Source organism: Dyella sp. (genome assembly GCF_051954575.1).
Taxonomy (GTDB): Bacteria; Pseudomonadota; Gammaproteobacteria; order Xanthomonadales; family Rhodanobacteraceae; genus Dyella_B.
In genome coordinates, this window is sequence record NZ_JBQCHP010000096.1 from 1 (window position 1) to 17,401 (window position 17,401).

General features: G+C 63.9%; 14 protein-coding genes and 1 pseudogene. 11 read left to right on the plus strand and 4 right to left on the minus strand.

Features of this window, described 5'->3' with window-relative positions; translation table 11 throughout:
• The 5 genes and pseudogenes from ACTHNE_RS13490 to ACTHNE_RS13510 all read left to right on the plus strand — a co-directional run.
• Positions 1-141 (plus strand): annotated as a pseudogene (locus ACTHNE_RS13490) (TetR/AcrR family transcriptional regulator); the annotation flags it as partial.
• A gap of 180 nt (positions 142-321) precedes the next feature.
• Positions 322-2,091 carry a phosphoenolpyruvate carboxykinase (GTP) gene (locus ACTHNE_RS13495; protein WP_440269509.1) on the plus strand — a complete coding sequence of 590 codons (1,770 nt, stop codon included), beginning with the start codon at positions 322-324 and terminating at the stop codon, positions 2,089-2,091.
• Between the two features lie 135 nt (positions 2,092-2,226).
• Positions 2,227-2,775: an RNA polymerase sigma factor gene (locus ACTHNE_RS13500; protein ID WP_440269510.1), complete on the plus strand. Its 549-nt coding sequence runs from the start codon at positions 2,227-2,229 to the stop codon at positions 2,773-2,775.
• Positions 2,772-3,224 carry a hypothetical protein gene (locus ACTHNE_RS13505; RefSeq protein ID WP_440269511.1) on the plus strand — a complete coding sequence of 151 codons (453 nt, stop codon included), beginning with the start codon at positions 2,772-2,774 and terminating at the stop codon, positions 3,222-3,224. The genes ACTHNE_RS13500 and ACTHNE_RS13505 overlap by 4 nt, the downstream gene beginning before the upstream one ends.
• An 11-nt stretch (positions 3,225-3,235) precedes the next feature.
• Complete coding sequence (locus ACTHNE_RS13510) at positions 3,236-4,141, plus strand: DUF4097 family beta strand repeat-containing protein (protein WP_324945588.1); 906 nt, start codon at positions 3,236-3,238, stop codon at positions 4,139-4,141.
• Positions 4,142-4,215: 74 nt separating this feature from the next.
• On the opposite strand, the gene ACTHNE_RS13515 is transcribed toward ACTHNE_RS13510, so the two are convergent.
• Positions 4,216-5,100 carry a hypothetical protein gene (locus ACTHNE_RS13515; protein ID WP_440269512.1) on the minus strand — a complete coding sequence of 295 codons (885 nt, stop codon included), beginning with the start codon at positions 5,098-5,100 and terminating at the stop codon, positions 4,216-4,218.
• Positions 5,101-5,382: 282 nt separating this feature from the next.
• On the opposite strand from ACTHNE_RS13515, the gene ACTHNE_RS13520 reads away from it, so the two are divergent.
• Positions 5,383-8,265 (plus strand): bifunctional diguanylate cyclase/phosphodiesterase, encoded by a 2,883-nt coding sequence (locus ACTHNE_RS13520; RefSeq protein WP_440269513.1) that lies wholly within the window; start codon positions 5,383-5,385, stop codon positions 8,263-8,265.
• A gap of 92 nt (positions 8,266-8,357) precedes the next feature.
• On the opposite strand, the gene hslO is transcribed toward ACTHNE_RS13520, so the two are convergent.
• Positions 8,358-9,251, minus strand: a complete 894-nt coding sequence (gene hslO, locus ACTHNE_RS13525; protein ID WP_324945583.1) for an Hsp33 family molecular chaperone HslO — start codon at positions 9,249-9,251, stop codon at positions 8,358-8,360.
• Between the two features lie 117 nt (positions 9,252-9,368).
• Between hslO and mtgA the strand changes: the two genes are divergently transcribed.
• From mtgA to ACTHNE_RS13540, 3 genes are all read left to right on the plus strand, one after another.
• Complete coding sequence (gene mtgA / locus ACTHNE_RS13530) at positions 9,369-10,115, plus strand: monofunctional biosynthetic peptidoglycan transglycosylase (protein WP_440269514.1); 747 nt, start codon at positions 9,369-9,371, stop codon at positions 10,113-10,115.
• A 69-nt stretch (positions 10,116-10,184) separates the two neighbouring features.
• A complete protein-coding gene (locus ACTHNE_RS13535; protein WP_440269515.1) occupies positions 10,185-11,153 on the plus strand; it encodes a glycosyltransferase family 2 protein in 969 nt (322 codons plus the stop codon).
• Positions 11,154-11,197: 44 nt separating this feature from the next.
• Positions 11,198-11,626, plus strand: a complete 429-nt coding sequence (locus tag ACTHNE_RS13540; protein WP_324945574.1) for a CBS domain-containing protein — start codon at positions 11,198-11,200, stop codon at positions 11,624-11,626.
• Positions 11,627-11,652: 26 nt separating this feature from the next.
• Here the strand turns inward: ACTHNE_RS13540 and ACTHNE_RS13545 are convergent, their stop codons facing one another.
• The gene (locus ACTHNE_RS13545; protein ID WP_440269516.1) at positions 11,653-12,984 is read right to left on the minus strand and encodes an NTP/NDP exchange transporter; all 1,332 of its coding nucleotides are present in this window, start codon (positions 12,982-12,984) and stop codon (positions 11,653-11,655) included.
• A 76-nt stretch (positions 12,985-13,060) separates the two neighbouring features.
• Here ACTHNE_RS13545 and ACTHNE_RS13550 point away from each other — a divergent pair, with 76 nt between their 5' ends.
• Both ACTHNE_RS13550 and ACTHNE_RS13555 read left to right on the plus strand, forming a co-directional pair.
• Positions 13,061-14,638 carry a GMC family oxidoreductase gene (locus tag ACTHNE_RS13550; protein ID WP_440269517.1) on the plus strand — a complete coding sequence of 526 codons (1,578 nt, stop codon included), beginning with the start codon at positions 13,061-13,063 and terminating at the stop codon, positions 14,636-14,638.
• A gap of 139 nt (positions 14,639-14,777) precedes the next feature.
• Positions 14,778-16,106 carry a serine hydrolase domain-containing protein gene (locus ACTHNE_RS13555; protein WP_440269518.1) on the plus strand — a complete coding sequence of 443 codons (1,329 nt, stop codon included), beginning with the start codon at positions 14,778-14,780 and terminating at the stop codon, positions 16,104-16,106.
• A 165-nt stretch (positions 16,107-16,271) separates the two neighbouring features.
• Here ACTHNE_RS13555 and ACTHNE_RS13560 read toward each other — a convergent pair whose 3' ends face one another.
• Positions 16,272-17,330, minus strand: a complete 1,059-nt coding sequence (locus tag ACTHNE_RS13560) for an energy transducer TonB (RefSeq protein WP_324945565.1) — start codon at positions 17,328-17,330, stop codon at positions 16,272-16,274.
• Between the last annotated feature and the right edge of the window lie 71 nt (positions 17,331-17,401).

A 17,401-nucleotide genomic window follows, 5' to 3' on the forward strand; every position in this document is an offset into this window, starting at 1 on the left:
GCGGCGCTCAATCGCGCACGGCTTACCTACGCCGCCTACGTCGGTTTTCTGCAACTCAATTTCACGCTCGGCCTGCCAAGGTTGACGCACGAAGAATTCGACGCCTACGTCCAACATACGATCGCCACGCTGATTCCTTAAAGCCCGGCGGGGAAGCGTAAATCGAAACCCGGTCACGCAAGTGCGGCACTGCTGCACGTGCGATCAACTGTGCTTGGTTCCCGCTTTAGTCGTATTTATGCTGCACCCCACCTTGCAAGGCCAGTTAGCGTAACTTAGCGTCGCGCCTATCTTTTCTTGGCATACCAAAGTGAGGAAAGCATGACGAGCAAGCTAGTGGCGCTCGAGCAATGGGTAAGCGACGTGGCGGCGCAAACGCGCCCCGCGAAGATCCATTGGTGCGATGGTTCGGACGCCGAATATCAGGCATTGGTGCAGCAGATGCTGCAGACCGGGGATCTGATCGAACTCAATCAGCAGACGCATCCGCGGTGCTATCTGCATCGCTCCCATCCGTCTGACGTGGCGCGCGTGGAGCACCTCACCTTCGTGTGCACCGAGCACGAAGAAGATGCCGGCCCGAACAATCACTGGATGGCGCCCGCCGAAGCGCACACGAAGATCGATGCGCTGTTCGAAGGCTGCATGGAAGGCCGCACCATGTACGTCATTCCTTATTGCATGGGGCCGATCGATTCGCCGCTGGCACGCTGCGGCGTGGAAATCACCGATAGCCCTTACGTGGTCGCCAACATGCGCACGATGACGCGCATGGGCGCCGCGGCGCTTGCGCGCATCGAGCGCGAAGGTCATTTCGTCAAAGGCCTGCATTCGATCGGCGAACTCGATCCGGAACGCCGCTTCATCATGCATTTCCCGGAGGAACTCACGATCAAGTCGTACGGCTCCGGCTATGGCGGCAATGCCTTGCTCGGCAAGAAGTGCCATGCATTGCGCATCGCGAGCTTCCAGGCACGGCGCGAAGGCTGGCTGGCCGAGCACATGCTGATCGTCGGCATCGAAAACCCGCAAGGCCAGACGCACTACATCGCCGCCGCCTTCCCTTCCGCCTGCGGCAAGACCAACCTCGCCATGCTGATTCCGCCGGAAGGCTATCGCCAGAACGGCTGGCGCGTATGGACCATCGGCGACGACATCTGCTGGATGCGTCCTGGCGTGGATGGCCGTCTGTATGCGATCAATCCGGAAGCAGGCTTCTTCGGCGTGGCGCCTGGCACCAGCGCCAACAGCAACCCCAATGCGCTGACTTCGATTTCGCACGACACCATCTTTACCAATGTCGCGCTCACCGCCGACAACCAGCCATGGTGGGAAGGCCTGCCCGGCACGCCTGTGATCGATTGGCAAGGCCGGCCGTACGACCCGGCCAACGGTCCGGCCGCGCATCCGAATTCGCGCTTCACCGTCAGTGCCAAGCAGTGCCCGACCTGGTCGGCCAAGGCCGAGGATGCGCAAGGCGTGCCTATCAGCGCCATCGTGTTTGGCGGACGCCGTCCGTCGCTGCTGCCGCTGGTGATGGAAGCGCGCGACTGGGCGCATGGCGTGCTGATGGGCGCCGCGATGGGCTCGGAAACCACCGCCGCCGCCACCGGCGCGGTCGGTGTGTTGCGCCGCGATTCGATGGCCATGAAACCGTTCTGCGGCTATCACTATGGCGACTACTTCACCCATTGGCTGTCGTTCGACCAACCGGGCGCCAGGCTGCCGAAGATCTTCCATGTGAACTGGTTCCGCAAAGGCAAGGACGGCAAGTTCCTGTGGCCGGGCTTCGGCGAAAACCTGCGCGTGCTGGAATGGATGATCGCCCGCGTGGAGAGCAAGGCGCGCGGCATCGACACGCCCCTCGGCATCGTGCCGTCCAGCGGCGAACTCAAGCTGGACGGCCTGGACCTGCCGCGCGAGACGGTGGCCGAGCTGCTCCACATCGACCACGCCGGCTGGCAGACCGAACTGCACGCCATCGGCGAGTACCTCGACAGCTTCGGCCAGCGCCTGCCCGCCTCGCTGCGGCAGGAACAGCAGCGCATCGCCCAGGCCCTGCACGCACCCCTGAAGGCGGCCAACGCCTGAATCGTCGGTTCCCCCTCTCTCTTTCGGAGAGAGGGTCAGCCAGGCGGTGAAGGATCGCCTCCTCTAAACCCATCGCCCGCCACACGCATCCAAGCTGGCAAGATGATTGCTGCTTGCATTGCCACCGGAAGCGCCATGCCCTCTGCGCTCGCTGCGGAAAACAACGAGATGGATGACGTTCGCGCGGCCGCCGCAGGCGACCGTCAAGCGTTCCAGCGCCTGTATCGGCAGCACGCGGGGCGCGTGCATGGCGCGATGTTGCGCCTGTCCGGTTACGATCATGCGCGCGCCGAGGATCTTACGCAGGATGCGTTCGTGCGCGCCTGGCAGAAGCTGGACAGCTTTCGCGAGCAAAGCGCGTTCGGCACCTGGCTTTACCGGCTGGCGGTGAATGTGGCACTGATGGACATCCGCGCGCGTGGCGCAGACCCGGTCGGCTATGTCGATGAGGAAAGCGTTCCCGAGCATGGCGAAACGCCCTTCTGTGCGGCCGAGCGCGAAGAACTCGAGCGCGCTATCGGCAAACTACCGCCACGGGCGCGCGCAGTTCTGGTGTTGCACGACGTGGAAGGCTGGCGCCATGAGGAAATCGCCAGCGAACTGGAGATGGCGGTAGGCTCGTCCAAAGCGCAACTGCATCGTGCACGCGGCTTGTTGCGCAAGGTTCTTGGAGAAGTGCGATGAACGAATTCGAATGGCGGCGCCAGATGCGCGACTTGAACCGGCCGGTGACGCCACGGAGCGATCTGTGGGCGCGTATCGATGCAGCACTCGACGACGCATCGAACAACGTCGCCGTGGCGGCGCCCGCGGCCCCTGCGCGACATCGCCGCAGCTGGGCGCTGGCGGCGAGCATTGCGGCGATAGCAGTACTGGCCGGTGGCCTCGTGTGGCGCATGCAGGTAATGCATGGCGCGGCGTCCATCGCCAGCGATCATCCGAGCCTGGAAAGCGCGCCGTGGAAGCCGAGCGACCCGCGCCTGGCCGGCGCCGCGCTCGAACTGGACGCCGCGCGCATGGAATTGCAACAGGCCATGCAGCAAGCTCCCGATTCACCCGCCCTGCAGCGTTTGCTGCAACGGACCCATGCGCAGCAGAACCAGCTGCGCGACCTCGAGAAACAAGCCGGCTAAGGACAACAACAATGAAAACCGCCCGCTGTCTAACCTTGCTGCTATGCCTGCTGGCAGGAGAGCAGGCGTTTGCCGATACGCCGCTGGATCTCCACCACGCGGCAGCGTCCACCGCACACGTCACCATCAACAACGTCAAAGGCGCGGTCAACATCGTCGCCTGGGACCGCAACGAAGTACACGTCGGCGGCCAGCTCGGCGACGGCGCCGCGCCACTTGCCATCGAAGGCAGCGACAACAACCTCACCATCAACGTACAGGCCAAGGGTCACGAAGGCTGGTTCAACTGGAGCGGCGAGAATGCGATGGAACCCACCACGCTGGACGTCAGCGTGCCGCGCGCCGCATCGGTAAAGGTCAGCGTGGTCAGCGCACCGCTGAGCATCGACGGCATCAAGGGCGGCGATATCGAAGCCAATTCGGTCAGCGGCCCGATCCGCATCAACGCGCAGACGCCTGCGCTGCACGTCGTCTCCGTGAGCGGCAACCTTGCCTTCTCCGGCCATGCGGAACAGGCGAAGCTGCAGACAGTGAGCGGCGACATTCTTGCGCCGTCGCTGGGCCATACAGTGGAACTGCAGACGGTGTCCGGTCGCATTCAATCCGGCGGAGGCCCCTGGCAGCAGCTCAACCTGAGCACGGTATCGGGCGACGTGCAGCTCACCGGCGGCCTGGCCGACGGCGGCAACATGAGCATCGACAGCATGAGCGGCAACGTGAGCCTGCAATTCCAGCATCCGCTCAGCGCCAACATCCATGCCAGCACCTTCAGCGGCAATCTGCATAGCGATTTCGGCACACCGACGCATCCCGAACATGGCCCCGGCAACACGCTCGATACGATGGCCGGCAGCGGCAGCGGCAAGATCCATATCGAAACGTTCAGTGGCGACCTGAAGATCAGGAAAAGCGATTGACGCGGCGGCGTTTCCGATGCCGCAAACGACAACGCCCCCGACATGCGGGGGCGTTTTCATTTATATCGGTTGGATCAGAGATCCTGGTGATATTGCACGTACGGCGTGCGCGACTGATCCGGCTCCGGCGGACCGGCCGGCGTGCTCACCGCATTGCCGGACGACCACAAATTCTGCGCACCGAAGCTCAACGAGCCCTGCCACGGCAGGCGCCACGTCACACCCAGGTCGATGCTGTTCCAGCGGCGCTCAGCGTTGAGCATGCCCGGCACCGCGGTGCCCGGTTCGGGCTGCATGGTGCGGCCGACGATGCTGGTGCTGACCGGACCGTGTTCGATACCGAAACTCAGTGCTTTCTGATCCAGCGTACTGAGCCCCAATTGATTGCCCGGTAGCAGGCGGATGCGCCCCATGCTTGCGCCGAGCAGCACGCCGCTATTGCCGTTCAAGGCGAAGCGTCCGCGCGCATTGACTTGCGTGCTGCTATCGAAATCCGCAAGACCGTTAACGCCAGGCGCCGCACCCGGCAATATGCGCGGCAGCGGCGTGGGGCTTGGCGCCTGATCCTGCGCCACGCTGACACCGACGCTGTAGCGGCCCGCGTTGTAGGTGGCGCCCACTTCGCTGCTGATGATGCGCGGTTGCGTCACCCATGAGCGCTGCGTGACACCTGCCTGCGCGGAAACGTTCGGTGTGACACCATATTGCACGGTGCTGGAATTGACCGTGCCGCCGGCAAGCGGATTCAACGAAAGCGAGGCATTGTTCTGCACGTCCGCCGTCGTACTGCTTTGCGACTGCACCAGCAGCGAGCCCTGCTCCGGTTGCGGCTGGCCGGTTTTCAGCGCCTGCTGTTGCTGCATCCACGCGGTGTTGCTGATCTGATCACCGGACAACGTCTGGCCTGCCGCCATCAGCGGCACGCAGAGCAGCGACAGTGTCAGCAGCGATCGGCGCATTGCAAATTCAGACTCGTTCTACAGACCCGCTCGTACCGAGAAACGATACGAACTCCCTAAATCCAGTATACCTTACTTTACTTTTTACTAACACCCGGAAAGCGCATTTTTCTGCGGCGCAGTCGACCAAAAACAGGTAAGCCGGCGACCGCCCTGTGGCATGGGGAATGCATGGGGAAGACATCTTCTTCACCTATGGAAAAAGCCATGGACGCCGGCCACATGACGGTATCTTCACGATATATAGTCAACCGACGTACCGCGTGGACCCGCTCATAGGTCATGAGTTCAATGCCCGATAGCCGCAATTTCGCGCCTGCCTCCGGCGATGCCCTACCGGCGGCGCTGCGTGAGGCATTGGAGCGGCTGTTTCGTGCCATGGATGCGGATGATGTCTTACGCATTTGTGAGACGGCGCTCGGCCAGCTGGGACTGCGCGGGACGCTCCATTGGCTTCCGCCGGCCGGCGAGGTTGGGGTGGACCCTGGCCGGGTGATCCTGGCCACCGATCCGCAGACCCAGCGCATTCTCGGCATGCAGGCCGAAACCGGCTCGCCCAGCGCGCAGGGCAGCGCCGAATTGGCATGGCTGGGTCGGTTGGCCGGCGTCCGTTTGCGCCAGCTCAGCGAAACCGGGCGCCTTTACGAATCGATCTCGCGCCTGGCGATGGCCGAGCGCCTGCAGCGCGCGCTGTACGCCATCGCCGAACTGGCCAGCACCACACACAACCTGGCCGAGATGATGCAATCGCTGCATTCCATCGTCGGCATGCTGATGTACGCGGAGAACTTCTACATTTTCCTGTACGACTCGGTCAGCGACAGTGTCCGCTTTCCCTATTACGTGGACACGGTCGACCAGAAGCCGCCGGCGCCGGACGAAAGTTATCCGCTGCAGGACATGCGTTACAGCCTCACCTGGAATTTGCTGCAAGGCACGCAGCCCATGATGGGTTCGGTGGAGGAACTGGCGCGCCAGCTGGAAGGTCGCTTCACGCTGATCGGGCCGGCTTGCGAACACTGGCTGGGCGTGCCGCTCACGCACAACAACAAGGCGGTCGGCGGCATCGTGGTGCAAAGCTATCGGCCGGATACGCACTACACCCACCAGGACCGCGACCTGCTCAACTACGTGGCGCAACACATGCAAACGGCGCTGGAGCGCCGCGAGGCGCACGCCGAACTGGAACGCCGGGTGGCCGATCGCACGGCCGCGCTGCGCGCCACCAATCGCGTGCTGCGCCAGCAGGTATTGCAGCGCCAGCGCGGAGAACGCCTGCAATCGGCGCTGTTCCGCATCGCAGAGCTGGCCAGTGCGCCGGAGAGCCAGCAGAACTTCTACGCAGCCGTGCATCGCGTGGTCGGCGGCCTGCTCTACGCACGAAACTTCTACATCGCATTGCTGGACGAAAGCGGGCAGAACATTACGTTTCCCTATTCGGTGGATGAGATCGATACCGAACGCGCTCCGCGCCCGATGGGCAACGGCGCAACCGAGTACGTGCTCAAGCACGGCAAGCCGCTGTTGGCCGATCGCCAGACCTTCGAACGCCTGGCCGCCGCCGGCCTGTATACCGAAACGGGCGCCAAATCCGTGTGCTGGCTGGGCGTGCCACTGATCTGGGACGACCACGTCAAAGGTGTGCTGGCCGTGCAAAGCTACTCGCCCAAGCACATCTACGACACGCGCGACCAGGAACTGCTCACGTTCGTCAGCTACCACATCGCCAACGCGCTGCAACGCAAGCAAACCAGTGAATCGCTGAAGCAGGCGTACGTGAACCTGGAGCGCCGCGTCACCGAACGCACCCGCGCGCTGGCCTTGGCCAATCGCGACCTGCGCGAACAGATCGCCGAGCGCGAACGCGTCGAACGCCGGCTGATGTACGAAACGCTGCACGACTCGCTCACCGGCCTGCCCAACCGCACACTGCTGCTGCAGCGGCTGGGGCAGGCGCTGCAGGCCTACCACGCCAATCCGAGCGCCTTGTTCGCAGTGTTGTTCATTGATCTGGATCGCTTCAAGGTGATCAACGACTCGGTCGGCCATCTGATCGGCGACGACCTGCTGTTCCAGGCCGGCAGCCGCATCCGCGCCTGCCTGAAAACGCGTGACCTGGTCGCGCGCCTGGGCGGCGACGAATTTGCCGTGTTGCTGGAAGGCATCAGCGACGTCGGCAAGGCCAGGCTGGTGGCCGAGCGCATCATCGCCGAGCTGCACGTGCCGTTTCGCCTGGGCGTCAAGGAGATTTTCACCTCTGCCTCGATCGGCATCGCCCTGCCCGGCCCGCACTACCAGCAACCGGAAGAACTGCTGCGCGACGCCGACGCGGCGATGTATCGCGCCAAGGACGAGGGCCGGCATCGCTCCGCCGTGTTCGATGATCGCCTGCGCCGCGAAGTGCTGTCGCTGCTGGAAATGGAGGGCGATCTGCGCCGCGCGCTGAGCCGCAACGAGTTCGTGCCGTTCTACCAACCGATCGTGGCGCTCGAAAACGGGCGCACGGTCGGTTACGAAGCGCTGCTGCGCTGGCGCCATCCGGTGCGCGGACTGCTATGCCCGGGCGATTTCCTCGCGGTGGCGGAAGAAAACGGCAGCGCCGAAAGCATCGACTGGCAGATCTTCGAGCAGGTCGCCTCGCAAGCCAGTACGCTGGCGGGTGCAAATGGATTCGTCAGCCTCAACGTATCGGGCAGGCATTTTCGCCAGCCGGACCTGGACGATCGCCTGCTCAATCTGCTGCGCACCTACCGCGTCAACCCGCGCTCCCTGCGCATCGAAGTGACCGAGCGCACGCTGCTGGAAAATCCCGCGCAAGTGAAACGCATGCTCGACAACTTGCGCCAGCATGGCGTGAGCATTGCGCTCGACGACTTCGGCACTGGCTATTCCTCGCTCAGCTACCTGCATCAGTACCCGATCGAAACGCTGAAGATCGATCGCAGCTTCATCATCGAACTGGCCAAGGCCAACAGCCACAGCGTGCCGGTGGTGCGCGCGATCCAGGTGCTGGCCGATTCGCTGCAGATGCAGGTAATCGCCGAGGGCATCGAGGACGACGCGCAACGCGAGATGCTGCGGCATATCGGCTGCCGCTTCGGACAGGGATTCCTGTTTGCGCAAGCGCAGCCGGTTGAAGTGTGGCTTGATGGGCGGGAGGCGTAATCGTCGATAGACGTGAACCAGGAATCGTCAAAAGATCAATGCGCGCGATTCGCTTTTAACGATTCCCGATTCCCGATTGACGCTTCGCGCAACTACTGCACCGTCGAACTGGCCGCCGTGCCTCCGCTCAACAGATGCTCCGCATCCACGCGATCGAAGGTGTATTGGCGTGCACAGAACTCGCAAGTGACTTCGATCATGCCGTTCTGCGAGGCCAAGGTCGCCTCGATCTCCTCGCGCCCTAGCGAACGCAGCATCGCTTCCACGCGTTCGCGCGAACAGCTGCAGCCGAAGACCAGCGGGCGTGGCTTGAACAGGCGCACCACTTCTTCGTGGTAGAGGCGGTAAAGCACTTCTTCCGGCGAGGTGTTCAACAGTTCGTCGCGGCCGAGCGTGGCGGTGAGCTGCTCAACGCGCGGCCAGCCATCTTCGTCGTGCTCGGTATCGTGACCGCCCTCGCCCGGCAGTTTCTGCAGCATCAGCCCGACGGCGTTTTGTCCGTTCGCCGCCAGCACGAAGCGCGCCGGCAATTGCTCCGACTGCTGGAAGTAATTCTCCAGTGCCGTCGCCAATTCTGGATGGCCCAGATCCACCAGGCCCTGATAGCGCTGGCCGCGTTCGGCCTGGCCGATGGTGATGGCCATGATCGCTTGCGGCAGTTCGCTCAAGGAAAGCGGCTCGGGCAAGGCCTCGTCCCAGCGCGCCAGGCCGCGCAGACGGCCGGCATCGGTGCATTCGGCAAACAGCAGTCGCAGGGCGCCCTTGCTTTTCAGTTCCACTGACAACGCGCCATCGAACTTGATGTTGCCGGTCAGCAGCGCGCTGGCGGCCAGAGTCTGGCCCAGCAGGTCCAGCAGCGGCGCGGGGTACTCGGCACGTCCGGCCACTTCGCGCCAGGCCGCGCCCAGCCGCACGATCACGCCACGGACGCCGGCACGTTCCAGCAAGAAGCGATGGAGCACATCCTCGGCAAGCACGGTTTCCACGTTGAACTACCTCACATATACGGCAAGATGCGAGAAATGGGGGCTCGCATCGGCAGGAACAATGGCAAGGCGTGCGCGCCACTTATACTGCCGGGGCTCCCCATGCTGATCGGTGCCATGCTGCATCTTCCACTTTTTCGCCGCCTGTTGCGTTACGCCGGTATCGTGGTCCTGTCATGGATCGCCCTGAGCTGGTTCGTGGTGCTGGTGTTGCGCTTCGTGCCGCCGTGGACGTCGGCCGTGATGATGGAGCGCCGCCTCTCTGCCCTGGCCCATGGCGAGAAGGATTTCCAGTTGCGCCAGCACTGGGTGCCGTGGTCGCGCATTTCGCCATGGGTGCCGATCGCGATGGTCGCCGGCGAGGACCAGAAATTCCCGTTTCACCATGGTTTCGACTTCGATTCCATCGAAAACGCGATCGACGCCGCCGACGACGGCAAACGCCTGCGCGGCGCCAGCACCATCAGCCAGCAGACCGCCAAGAACCTGTTTCTGTGGAACGGGCGCAGCTTCGTGCGCAAGGGCCTGGAAGCATATTTCACGGTGCTGCTGGAGCTGACCTGGCCCAAGCAGCGCATCCTGGAGGTGTACATGAACATCGCCCAGCTCGGCGACGGCATCTACGGCGTGGGCGCGGCCAGCGAGATGTTCTTTCATACTGCGCCGGCGCAACTCGGCCCCGCACAGGCCGCCCGGCTGGCGGCAGTGCTGCCCAATCCGGACCGCTTCCACGTCGATCGTCCGAGCGCCTACGTGCAGGAACGCGCGCGCTGGATCGAGCAACAGGTCAGCCAGCTCGGCGGGCCGGCCTACCTGCAGAGCCGCCAGCTGCCGCGCGATGCACGCCCTGCTCGCCGGCGCTGACCGCCAAGCACACGAACGTTCGCCCAGCACTTACACTTTACGCATCACCTATTGATGGACCCCTCCGGCATGCCGCGTCTTACGGTTGTCGTTCCTGCCTACAACGAATCGGCCGTGCTTGCTGCGTTTCACGAGCGCCTGTCCAAGGTGCTCGACCAGCTGCCGCTGACTTGCGACGTGCTCTACGTCGACGACGGCAGCCGCGACGATACCTGGGCGATCATGCAAGCGCTGGCCGCCGCCGACCCGTGCGTGGGCGCGCTGAAGCTCTCGCGCAATTTCGGCAAGGAAGCGGCGCTGACCGCCGGGCTCGATCACGTGGATGCGGATGCCGCCGTGGTGATCGACGCGGACCTGCAAGACCCGCCGGAACTGATCCCGCAACTGGTGGCGCAATGGCAGGCCGGCTACGACGTGGTGTACGCCACCCGCAGCGCGCGCGCCGGCGAAACCGGTTTCAAGCGCTTCACCGCCGCCGCGTTCTACCGCACCATGGAAATGATGTCGGACACCGCCGTGCCGCGCGATACCGGCGACTTCCGGCTGCTTTCGCGGCGTGCCTTGGCGGCGCTCTCGCAATTGCGCGAGCGGCAGCGTTTCATGAAGGGCCTGTTCGCATGGATCGGCTACCGCCAGACGGCGGTGACATACCTGCGCGACCCGCGCCTGGCCGGCCAGACCAAGTGGAATTACTGGCGTTTGACCAAGCTTGCCATCGAAGGCATCACCTCGTTTTCCAGCGCGCCGCTGAAGCTCGCCACCTGGACCGGCCTGGCCGCTGCCGTGGCGGCGTTCTTGTTTGGTCTCAAGGTGCTGCTCAAAGCGCTGCTGAATGGCGATCCGGTACCCGGCTATCCAAGCCTGATGGTGGTGATCCTGTTCCTGGGCGGCATCCAGTTGCTCGCCCTGGGCGTGATCGGCGAATACCTGGGCCGCAACTACAACGAGACCAAGCAACGGCCGCTGTATTTCATCGAGGAAGAACACCTGCCCGTCGCACGCAAAACGGTTCACACCCAGGCAACGCCGCAGCGCTAAACTGTCGCCACGCGGCCATCGCCACGGCCGCCGGGGAGGTCTGGATGCGTCAGGTCAAGCATTTGCTGGACAGGAAGGGCAGCGACATCTTCGCCATTGCACCGGAAGCACCGGTGCTGGAAGCGATCAAGCACATGGCCGAACGGAGCGTTGGTGCATTGCTGGTGATGCGCGGCGAGCAACTGGTCGGCATCGTTTCCGAACGCGATTACGCGCGCAAGATCATTTTGCAGGGTCGATCGTCCGCGCAGACGCCCGTATCGGAGGTGATGAGCAGTCCGGTGCTCACCGTGACACCCGATACGGACGTTTTCGACTGCATGCGCCTGTGCACCGACAGCCGCGTACGCCACTTGCCGGTGGTGGAAGGGCATCGCGTGATCGGCGTGATCTCGATCGGCGACCTGGTCAAGGAAGTGATCAGTGCGCAGGCCGAGCAGATCGAACAGTTGCAGCGGTATATCACTTCGTGATGCCGTAAATCGGGAATCGTCAATCGTTAAAGGCGACCACCTGCAAGCTTGTCGCCCTCGCCGTTACGATTCTCGATTTCCGATTGCCGATTTACGCTCTCGGGCGCCAGATCCGGCGAGGTAGCCGCTTTGCGCGCGATCCACGCCGCCAAAGACGACGCGCCCACGCCGATCAGCGCGATGCTGCCCACGCTCATGCCCAGCTTCACCAGGCTGCTGATGGCGCTGGTGATCACCACGTCGCCGAAACGCCACACCGCGGTGTCGACGAAGTTCTTGCCCTTGTAGCGCGTTTCACGCGGCACGCGCGTATACAGCGCATCGCTGGCGGGTTTGGTCATGCCGTACATGAAGCCGCGCGTGCCCACCATCATCATCGCCAACAGCGGCACGCCATAGCCGAACACGTTCCACTGCGCATGGCCGCCAAGCATCACCATCACCAGCAGGCCAAGATTGACCAACTGGGGCAGCACCATCGCCCAAACGACGCCGCGCCGTACCAGCAACCAGCGCGTCAGGGTCAATTGCAGCAGCGAGCCGAGCAGATTCGTAGCCAGGTCCAGATGCGCATAGAACGCTGTGCGCGCGCCGGCGGAAGCCAGATGCGCCTTGGCGTAGTCGGACACCAGCGCATAGGCCAGCGTACCCACGCCATCGCCCAGGAACATCAGAATGGCCATCGAGCGCAGGAACGGGCGCGACCACAATTCGCGCACGCCCGCCCACAACGAACCGCCTATGGGTTGCTCGGCATGGGTGTTTTGTCCTCGCTGCGCAGATATGCGCAACAGCAGCCCCAACGCAGCGCCGAGCATCACGGCCGATACCAGCAACAGCGGCGCCACGCCGATCAAGACGACCAGCAGACTGGTCACGGAGGGCCCGACGATCGCACCGGCCATGCCGCCCAGCGCGATCAACGAAAACACTTCGCGCGCGCGACGGCTGTCGAAAACATCCGCCATCAGGCTCCAGAACAGCGACACCACGAACAGGTTGAACACGCTGCCCCAGATGAAAAACCCCACACCCAGCGTGCGCGCGCCGATGCGCTCCTGCGCCATGAAGGCCGGAATGAACGCCAGCAGGCCCGCGATGAAAAAACTGTAGCTCCAAACCAGAACGCGCCTCCGCGGGAAGCGCGCCACCAGCATGCCGAACAGCGGCGTCAGCGCAAGCATGGCCACGAACACGGCGACATAGAACAATGGCAATTGCGTAGAACCCACCGCGCCGACCAGCTGATCGCGCACCGGGCGAATAATGTAGTAGGCGGTCAGCACGAAGAAAAACGCCAGCGCCGAAAGCGCCGGAGTGGCGTCATGACGCAGAGAATCGGAAGACGTCGAACGCACCGGGTGGGGTTCCAGCGGAAGGCCGCGCAAGACTAGCATGTACCTGGTGACACACGGCCACGTGTGGGGGGCGGGTATGGATTACGACTATGTGATCGTCGGCGCCGGCTCGGCCGGCTGCGTACTGGCCAATCGGCTCAGCACCATCCCAAGCAATCGCGTATTGCTGCTGGAAGCCGGCGGCGCCGATTGGCACCCCTTCCTCCATATGCCCGCCGGACTGGCGCACTTGCCCAAACGCCGCCGGCTCAACTGGAACTACGAAACCGAAACCGAATCGCAATTGCTTGACCGTCGCCTGTGGTGGCCGCGCGGCAAGATGCTGGGCGGTTCCAGTTCGATCAACGCCATGTGCTACATCCGCGGCGTGCCCGCCGACTACGACGCCTGGGCCGAAGCGACCGGCGACGCGCGTTGGTCATGGCCGCAGGTGCTGCCATGGTTTGTACGCAGCGAGAACAACAGTCGCGGCGCAAGTGCGCTGCACGGCGCGGAAGGGCCGCTGTACGTTTCGGATCTGCGTCATCACAACATCCTTTCGGCGGCATTGATCGATGCGGCCGCCAGCGCCGGGTACTCGCGCAACCCGGATTTCAATGGTCCCGAACAGGCCGGATTCGGTCTCTATCAAGTCACGCAACGCGATGGCACGCGGTGTTCCACCGCGTCGGCCTATCTGCGGCCCGCACGCGCACGTACCAATCTGCACATACGCACGCATGCCATGGTTGAACGCATCGTGTTCGAACACGACCGCGCAACAGGCGTGCAGCTGCGTCAAGGGCGTGAGCGGCAGACCGTTCGCGCTGGCGAAATCATCGTGGCCGCCGGCACCATCAATTCGCCGCAGTTGCTGATGCTGTCCGGCATGGGTCCCGCGGATCATCTGCGCGAACACGGCATTGCACCGGTGGCCGACCTGTCGGGGGTGGGCGCCGGATTGCAGGATCACCTGGACATCTGCACGCTGATCCATTGCACGCAGAACATCACCTACGACAAGCTCAACGAGCTCGCGGTGGGCTGGCGTTACCTGCGCCATCGCGACGGGCCCGGCAGCTCCAACATCGCCGAAGCGGGTGGTTTCGTGCGCAGCCGCCTGGCGACGGATGCGCGTTGCGATATCCAGTTCCATTTCGTGCCGGCCTTGCTGGACGACCACGGGCGTCATCGCCTGCCCGGCTGGGGCTACACCCTGCACGCGTGCTACCTGCATCCGCGCAGCCGGGGCAGCTTGCGTTTGCGTTCGGCCGATCCATCGATGCCGGTGGCGATCCATGCGGGATATCTCAGCGATCCGGAAGGCCACGATCTCGCGCGCATGATCGAAGCGGCGAAACTGTCGCGCGACATTTTTGCGCAACCGGCCTTCGATCCTTATCGTGGCCGGCCGGTCTTTCCGGAATCGGAACCGGCCAGCGACGCGCAATGGGAGGCCTTCATCCGCCGCAAAGCCGAATCCGTGTATCACCCGGTCGGCACGTGCCGCATGGGACGTGACGAGCGCGCGGTGGTGGATAGCGAACTACGCGTACGGGGCGTGGCCGGACTGCGCGTTGTCGATGCTTCGGTGATGCCCGCATTGCCCAGCGGCAACACCAACGCGCCGACCATCATGATCGCTGAACGCGCCGCCGCCCTCATGTTGGCCTGACGCTGGCCATGCGGAATATTCACGCACCGCGGACCGCCAGCACCGCCTCACGCCGTTGTGACCTTGTCCGAAGTACAGGACAATCCAGCGATGCCCATGGACGAGCTCAACCAGCCCATGACCGAAGAAGCCGAGCCGCATGCAGTACCGTAAGCTTTCCCTGCTGATCACCGCCTCGCTCGGCATCGCGGCAAGCTTGATTCCCGCCTTCCCCGTGCGCGCCGGCAGCACCGACGTGCAGCCTGCTGCCGATGTCCGCCCGGTTCGGCGCGATGCGCCCGGCTTGAGCGCGCCAGCCGCCCTTCCGCCGGCACAGGTGAAGGAAGCGCTGGATGCCTATTCGCATTGGCTGGATATCGTGGCGCAGCGTAACGAAGTGGCCGGGCTTGCCACTGCGGTGGTGGTGGACAACAAGGTCGCCTTCGAGCGCACGCTCGGTTACGCGGACGCCAACACGCAGGAGCCAATCACCCCCACCACCGTGTTCCGCCTCGCGTCGTTGTCCAAGGCCTTCGCCACCGCTGTCACCGGCCTGCTGATCGATGAAGGCCGCTTCAGCTGGAACACCAAGCTGGCCGACGCGCTGCCGTTCTTCCAGTTGAAGGATGCGCAGGCCTCCGGCGAGGTGACGGTGCGGGACATTCTTGGCCAGCGCCTTGGGCTTCCGCACAACACCTACGATCAGATGCTGGAAGACAACGTTCCCTACGAGGAACTGGTGCGCAAGCTGGATGAAGTGACGCTCACCTGCAACGTCGGGGAGTGCTATGGCTACCAGAACGTCGCCTTCAGCCTGATCGGCGACCTGATCTACGCCGAGACCGGCGACTTTTTCTATCACCAGGTCGACCGGCGCATCTTCTTTCCGCTGGGCATGACGACGGCCAGCTATGGCCGCGAAGCGCTGGAGAGCAGCAAGAGCTGGGCACGCCCGCATCGTCCGCACGGTGCGCACGCGTGGGAATCGTTCGATCCGAAGGAAGCCTATTACCGCGTGGCGCCGGCGGCTGGCGTAAATGCGAGCCTGCGCGACATGGAGCAATGGCTGATCGCGCAAATGGGCGGACGTCCGGACGTGCTTCCGCAAACGCTGCTCGATCAACTGCACGCGCCGGGCGTACTCACCCCGGGCGAAATGCACGCCACGCCGTGGCGCCATGCCCGCGTGACCGCCGCCAGCTATGCGCTGGGCTGGCGCGTGTTCACCTACGGCGGCGAAACCATGGTGTTCCACGCCGGCGCGGTGGAAGGCTATCGCACGATGATCGCGTTCTTTCCGAAATACCGCGTGGGCATCGTATCGATGTGGAATTCGCCGGGCGCGGTCGGCACCGATCTGATGCCGATGGTGTTCGACGCGATGCTCGGCCTGCCGCACGTCGACTGGGCAGGCGTGGAAAGCGATCCGCCTGCGACGCGGGCTACGGCGGTGAAGGCGCGTCACAAGACGCGTCGGCGCGGGGGTTGATCCCAGCTTGCCGGATGCGTCCCCTCCCTACGTGTAGTAGAGCCTGCCCCGGACTTGATCCGGGGAGAGGGTTCGGGCGGGGCGAAGCAAGCTTGCGGTGCAATTCAACATTGCTACAAGCCCTCAATAAGCCGGGAGATTTCCCGGCTCATAAGCCAAGCGGGATTACTGCGGCGAATTGAGCTTGAACTCGATGCGCTTCTGCTGCTGCGACGCGATCGCGGTGCCGGCGCGCATGGCGGGCGAGAACTTGGCGCGACGCAGCGCATCGATGGCGGCGTTGTCGAACACGTGGCGCGGCTCGGCGCCGGTCACCTGGATATTGCTGACGCTGCCGTCCGCATTGACGGTGTACTGCACGTCCACCCAGCCTTCCTGGTTGTTGCGCAGGGCTGTAGCCGGATAGCGCGGACGGATGGTCGAGATCGGAATGGCGTCGCGTGTTTCGCCGCCACCCGCCGACGCATTGCCGGCGCTGGCCACTTCGCTTCCGGCCGAGGTCGACGCCGGTTTCCTGGCTTCTTCCTGTTGCGCCTTCTGCTGCGCGGCCAATGCAGCCTGCTGTTGCGCGGCCTTGTCCGCAGCGGCCTTGTCGGCAAGCGCCTTGTCTGCCGCGGCTTTATCCGCAGCGGCCTTCTGCGCGGCCAGTTCGGCCTGGTGCTGCTGGTCGAGCTGCTTCTGTTGTTCCTGGTCGAGCGTCTTGCGCTGCGCATCCAGCTTGGAACGCAGGATGGTCAGCGTGTAATTGGTGGGGTCGACCTTCGCCAGCAGGTTGATCTCGCGATCGGCTTCGTCGAACTGGCGCTGGTTGATCACCTGCTCCACGTTGCTGGCCGCGAACGGAAAGGTTTCGCGCAAGGCATCGGCCGCCACCTGGTTGCCGGGCTGCTTCTGCAGCACCTTCAGGTAGAACTCGAAGGCGTTATTGCCGGCCGGCGCGACGACACGCTGCTGGTTCATCGCGCTGCGCGCTTCGTTGAGCAGGTCGTTGATGCTCAGCGCATCCACGTTCACCGGTGGCGCGGCCGCCTGCTGCTGGGCGACGCTGACGGGTGTGGACGGATGGCCGCCGGAGTCGGCGCTCAACAAGTCTTCATGCGGCTTGATGATGAGGAACCAGGCAACCACTGCCAGGCACGCAACGACGCCGAGAACGGCAATGATGACGGGCTTGGTAGCCCCGCGCGCACGCGAACGCGCATGACGATTGTTTCGGGTATCCATGATTTTCGCTGCTGCAGTGGCAATAGATACCCGCGCTTCCCCCCTGTTATCCAGGTGCGGCGCCCCAGGGC

What these genes read in the sequence shown, in the direction of transcription:
- ACTHNE_RS13540 (WP_324945574.1), top strand. Translation starts at nt 11,198, where the DNA reads ATGCGTCAGGTCAAGCATTTGCTGGACAGGAAGGGCAGCGACATCTTC.
- ACTHNE_RS13515 (WP_440269512.1), bottom strand. Translation starts at nt 5,100, where the DNA reads ATGCGCCGATCGCTGCTGACACTGTCGCTGCTCTGCGTGCCGCTGATG.
- ACTHNE_RS13500 (WP_440269510.1), top strand. Translation starts at nt 2,227, where the DNA reads ATGCCCTCTGCGCTCGCTGCGGAAAACAACGAGATGGATGACGTTCGC.
- mtgA (WP_440269514.1), top strand. Translation starts at nt 9,369, where the DNA reads ATGCTGCATCTTCCACTTTTTCGCCGCCTGTTGCGTTACGCCGGTATC.
- ACTHNE_RS13510 (WP_324945588.1), top strand. Translation starts at nt 3,236, where the DNA reads ATGAAAACCGCCCGCTGTCTAACCTTGCTGCTATGCCTGCTGGCAGGA.
- ACTHNE_RS13560 (WP_324945565.1), bottom strand. Translation starts at nt 17,330, where the DNA reads ATGGATACCCGAAACAATCGTCATGCGCGTTCGCGTGCGCGCGGGGCT.
- ACTHNE_RS13550 (WP_440269517.1), top strand. Translation starts at nt 13,061, where the DNA reads ATGGATTACGACTATGTGATCGTCGGCGCCGGCTCGGCCGGCTGCGTA.
- ACTHNE_RS13495 (WP_440269509.1), top strand. Translation starts at nt 322, where the DNA reads ATGACGAGCAAGCTAGTGGCGCTCGAGCAATGGGTAAGCGACGTGGCG.
- ACTHNE_RS13505 (WP_440269511.1), top strand. Translation starts at nt 2,772, where the DNA reads ATGAACGAATTCGAATGGCGGCGCCAGATGCGCGACTTGAACCGGCCG.
- ACTHNE_RS13555 (WP_440269518.1), top strand. Translation starts at nt 14,778, where the DNA reads ATGCAGTACCGTAAGCTTTCCCTGCTGATCACCGCCTCGCTCGGCATC.
- ACTHNE_RS13535 (WP_440269515.1), top strand. Translation starts at nt 10,185, where the DNA reads ATGCCGCGTCTTACGGTTGTCGTTCCTGCCTACAACGAATCGGCCGTG.
- ACTHNE_RS13520 (WP_440269513.1), top strand. Translation starts at nt 5,383, where the DNA reads ATGAGTTCAATGCCCGATAGCCGCAATTTCGCGCCTGCCTCCGGCGAT.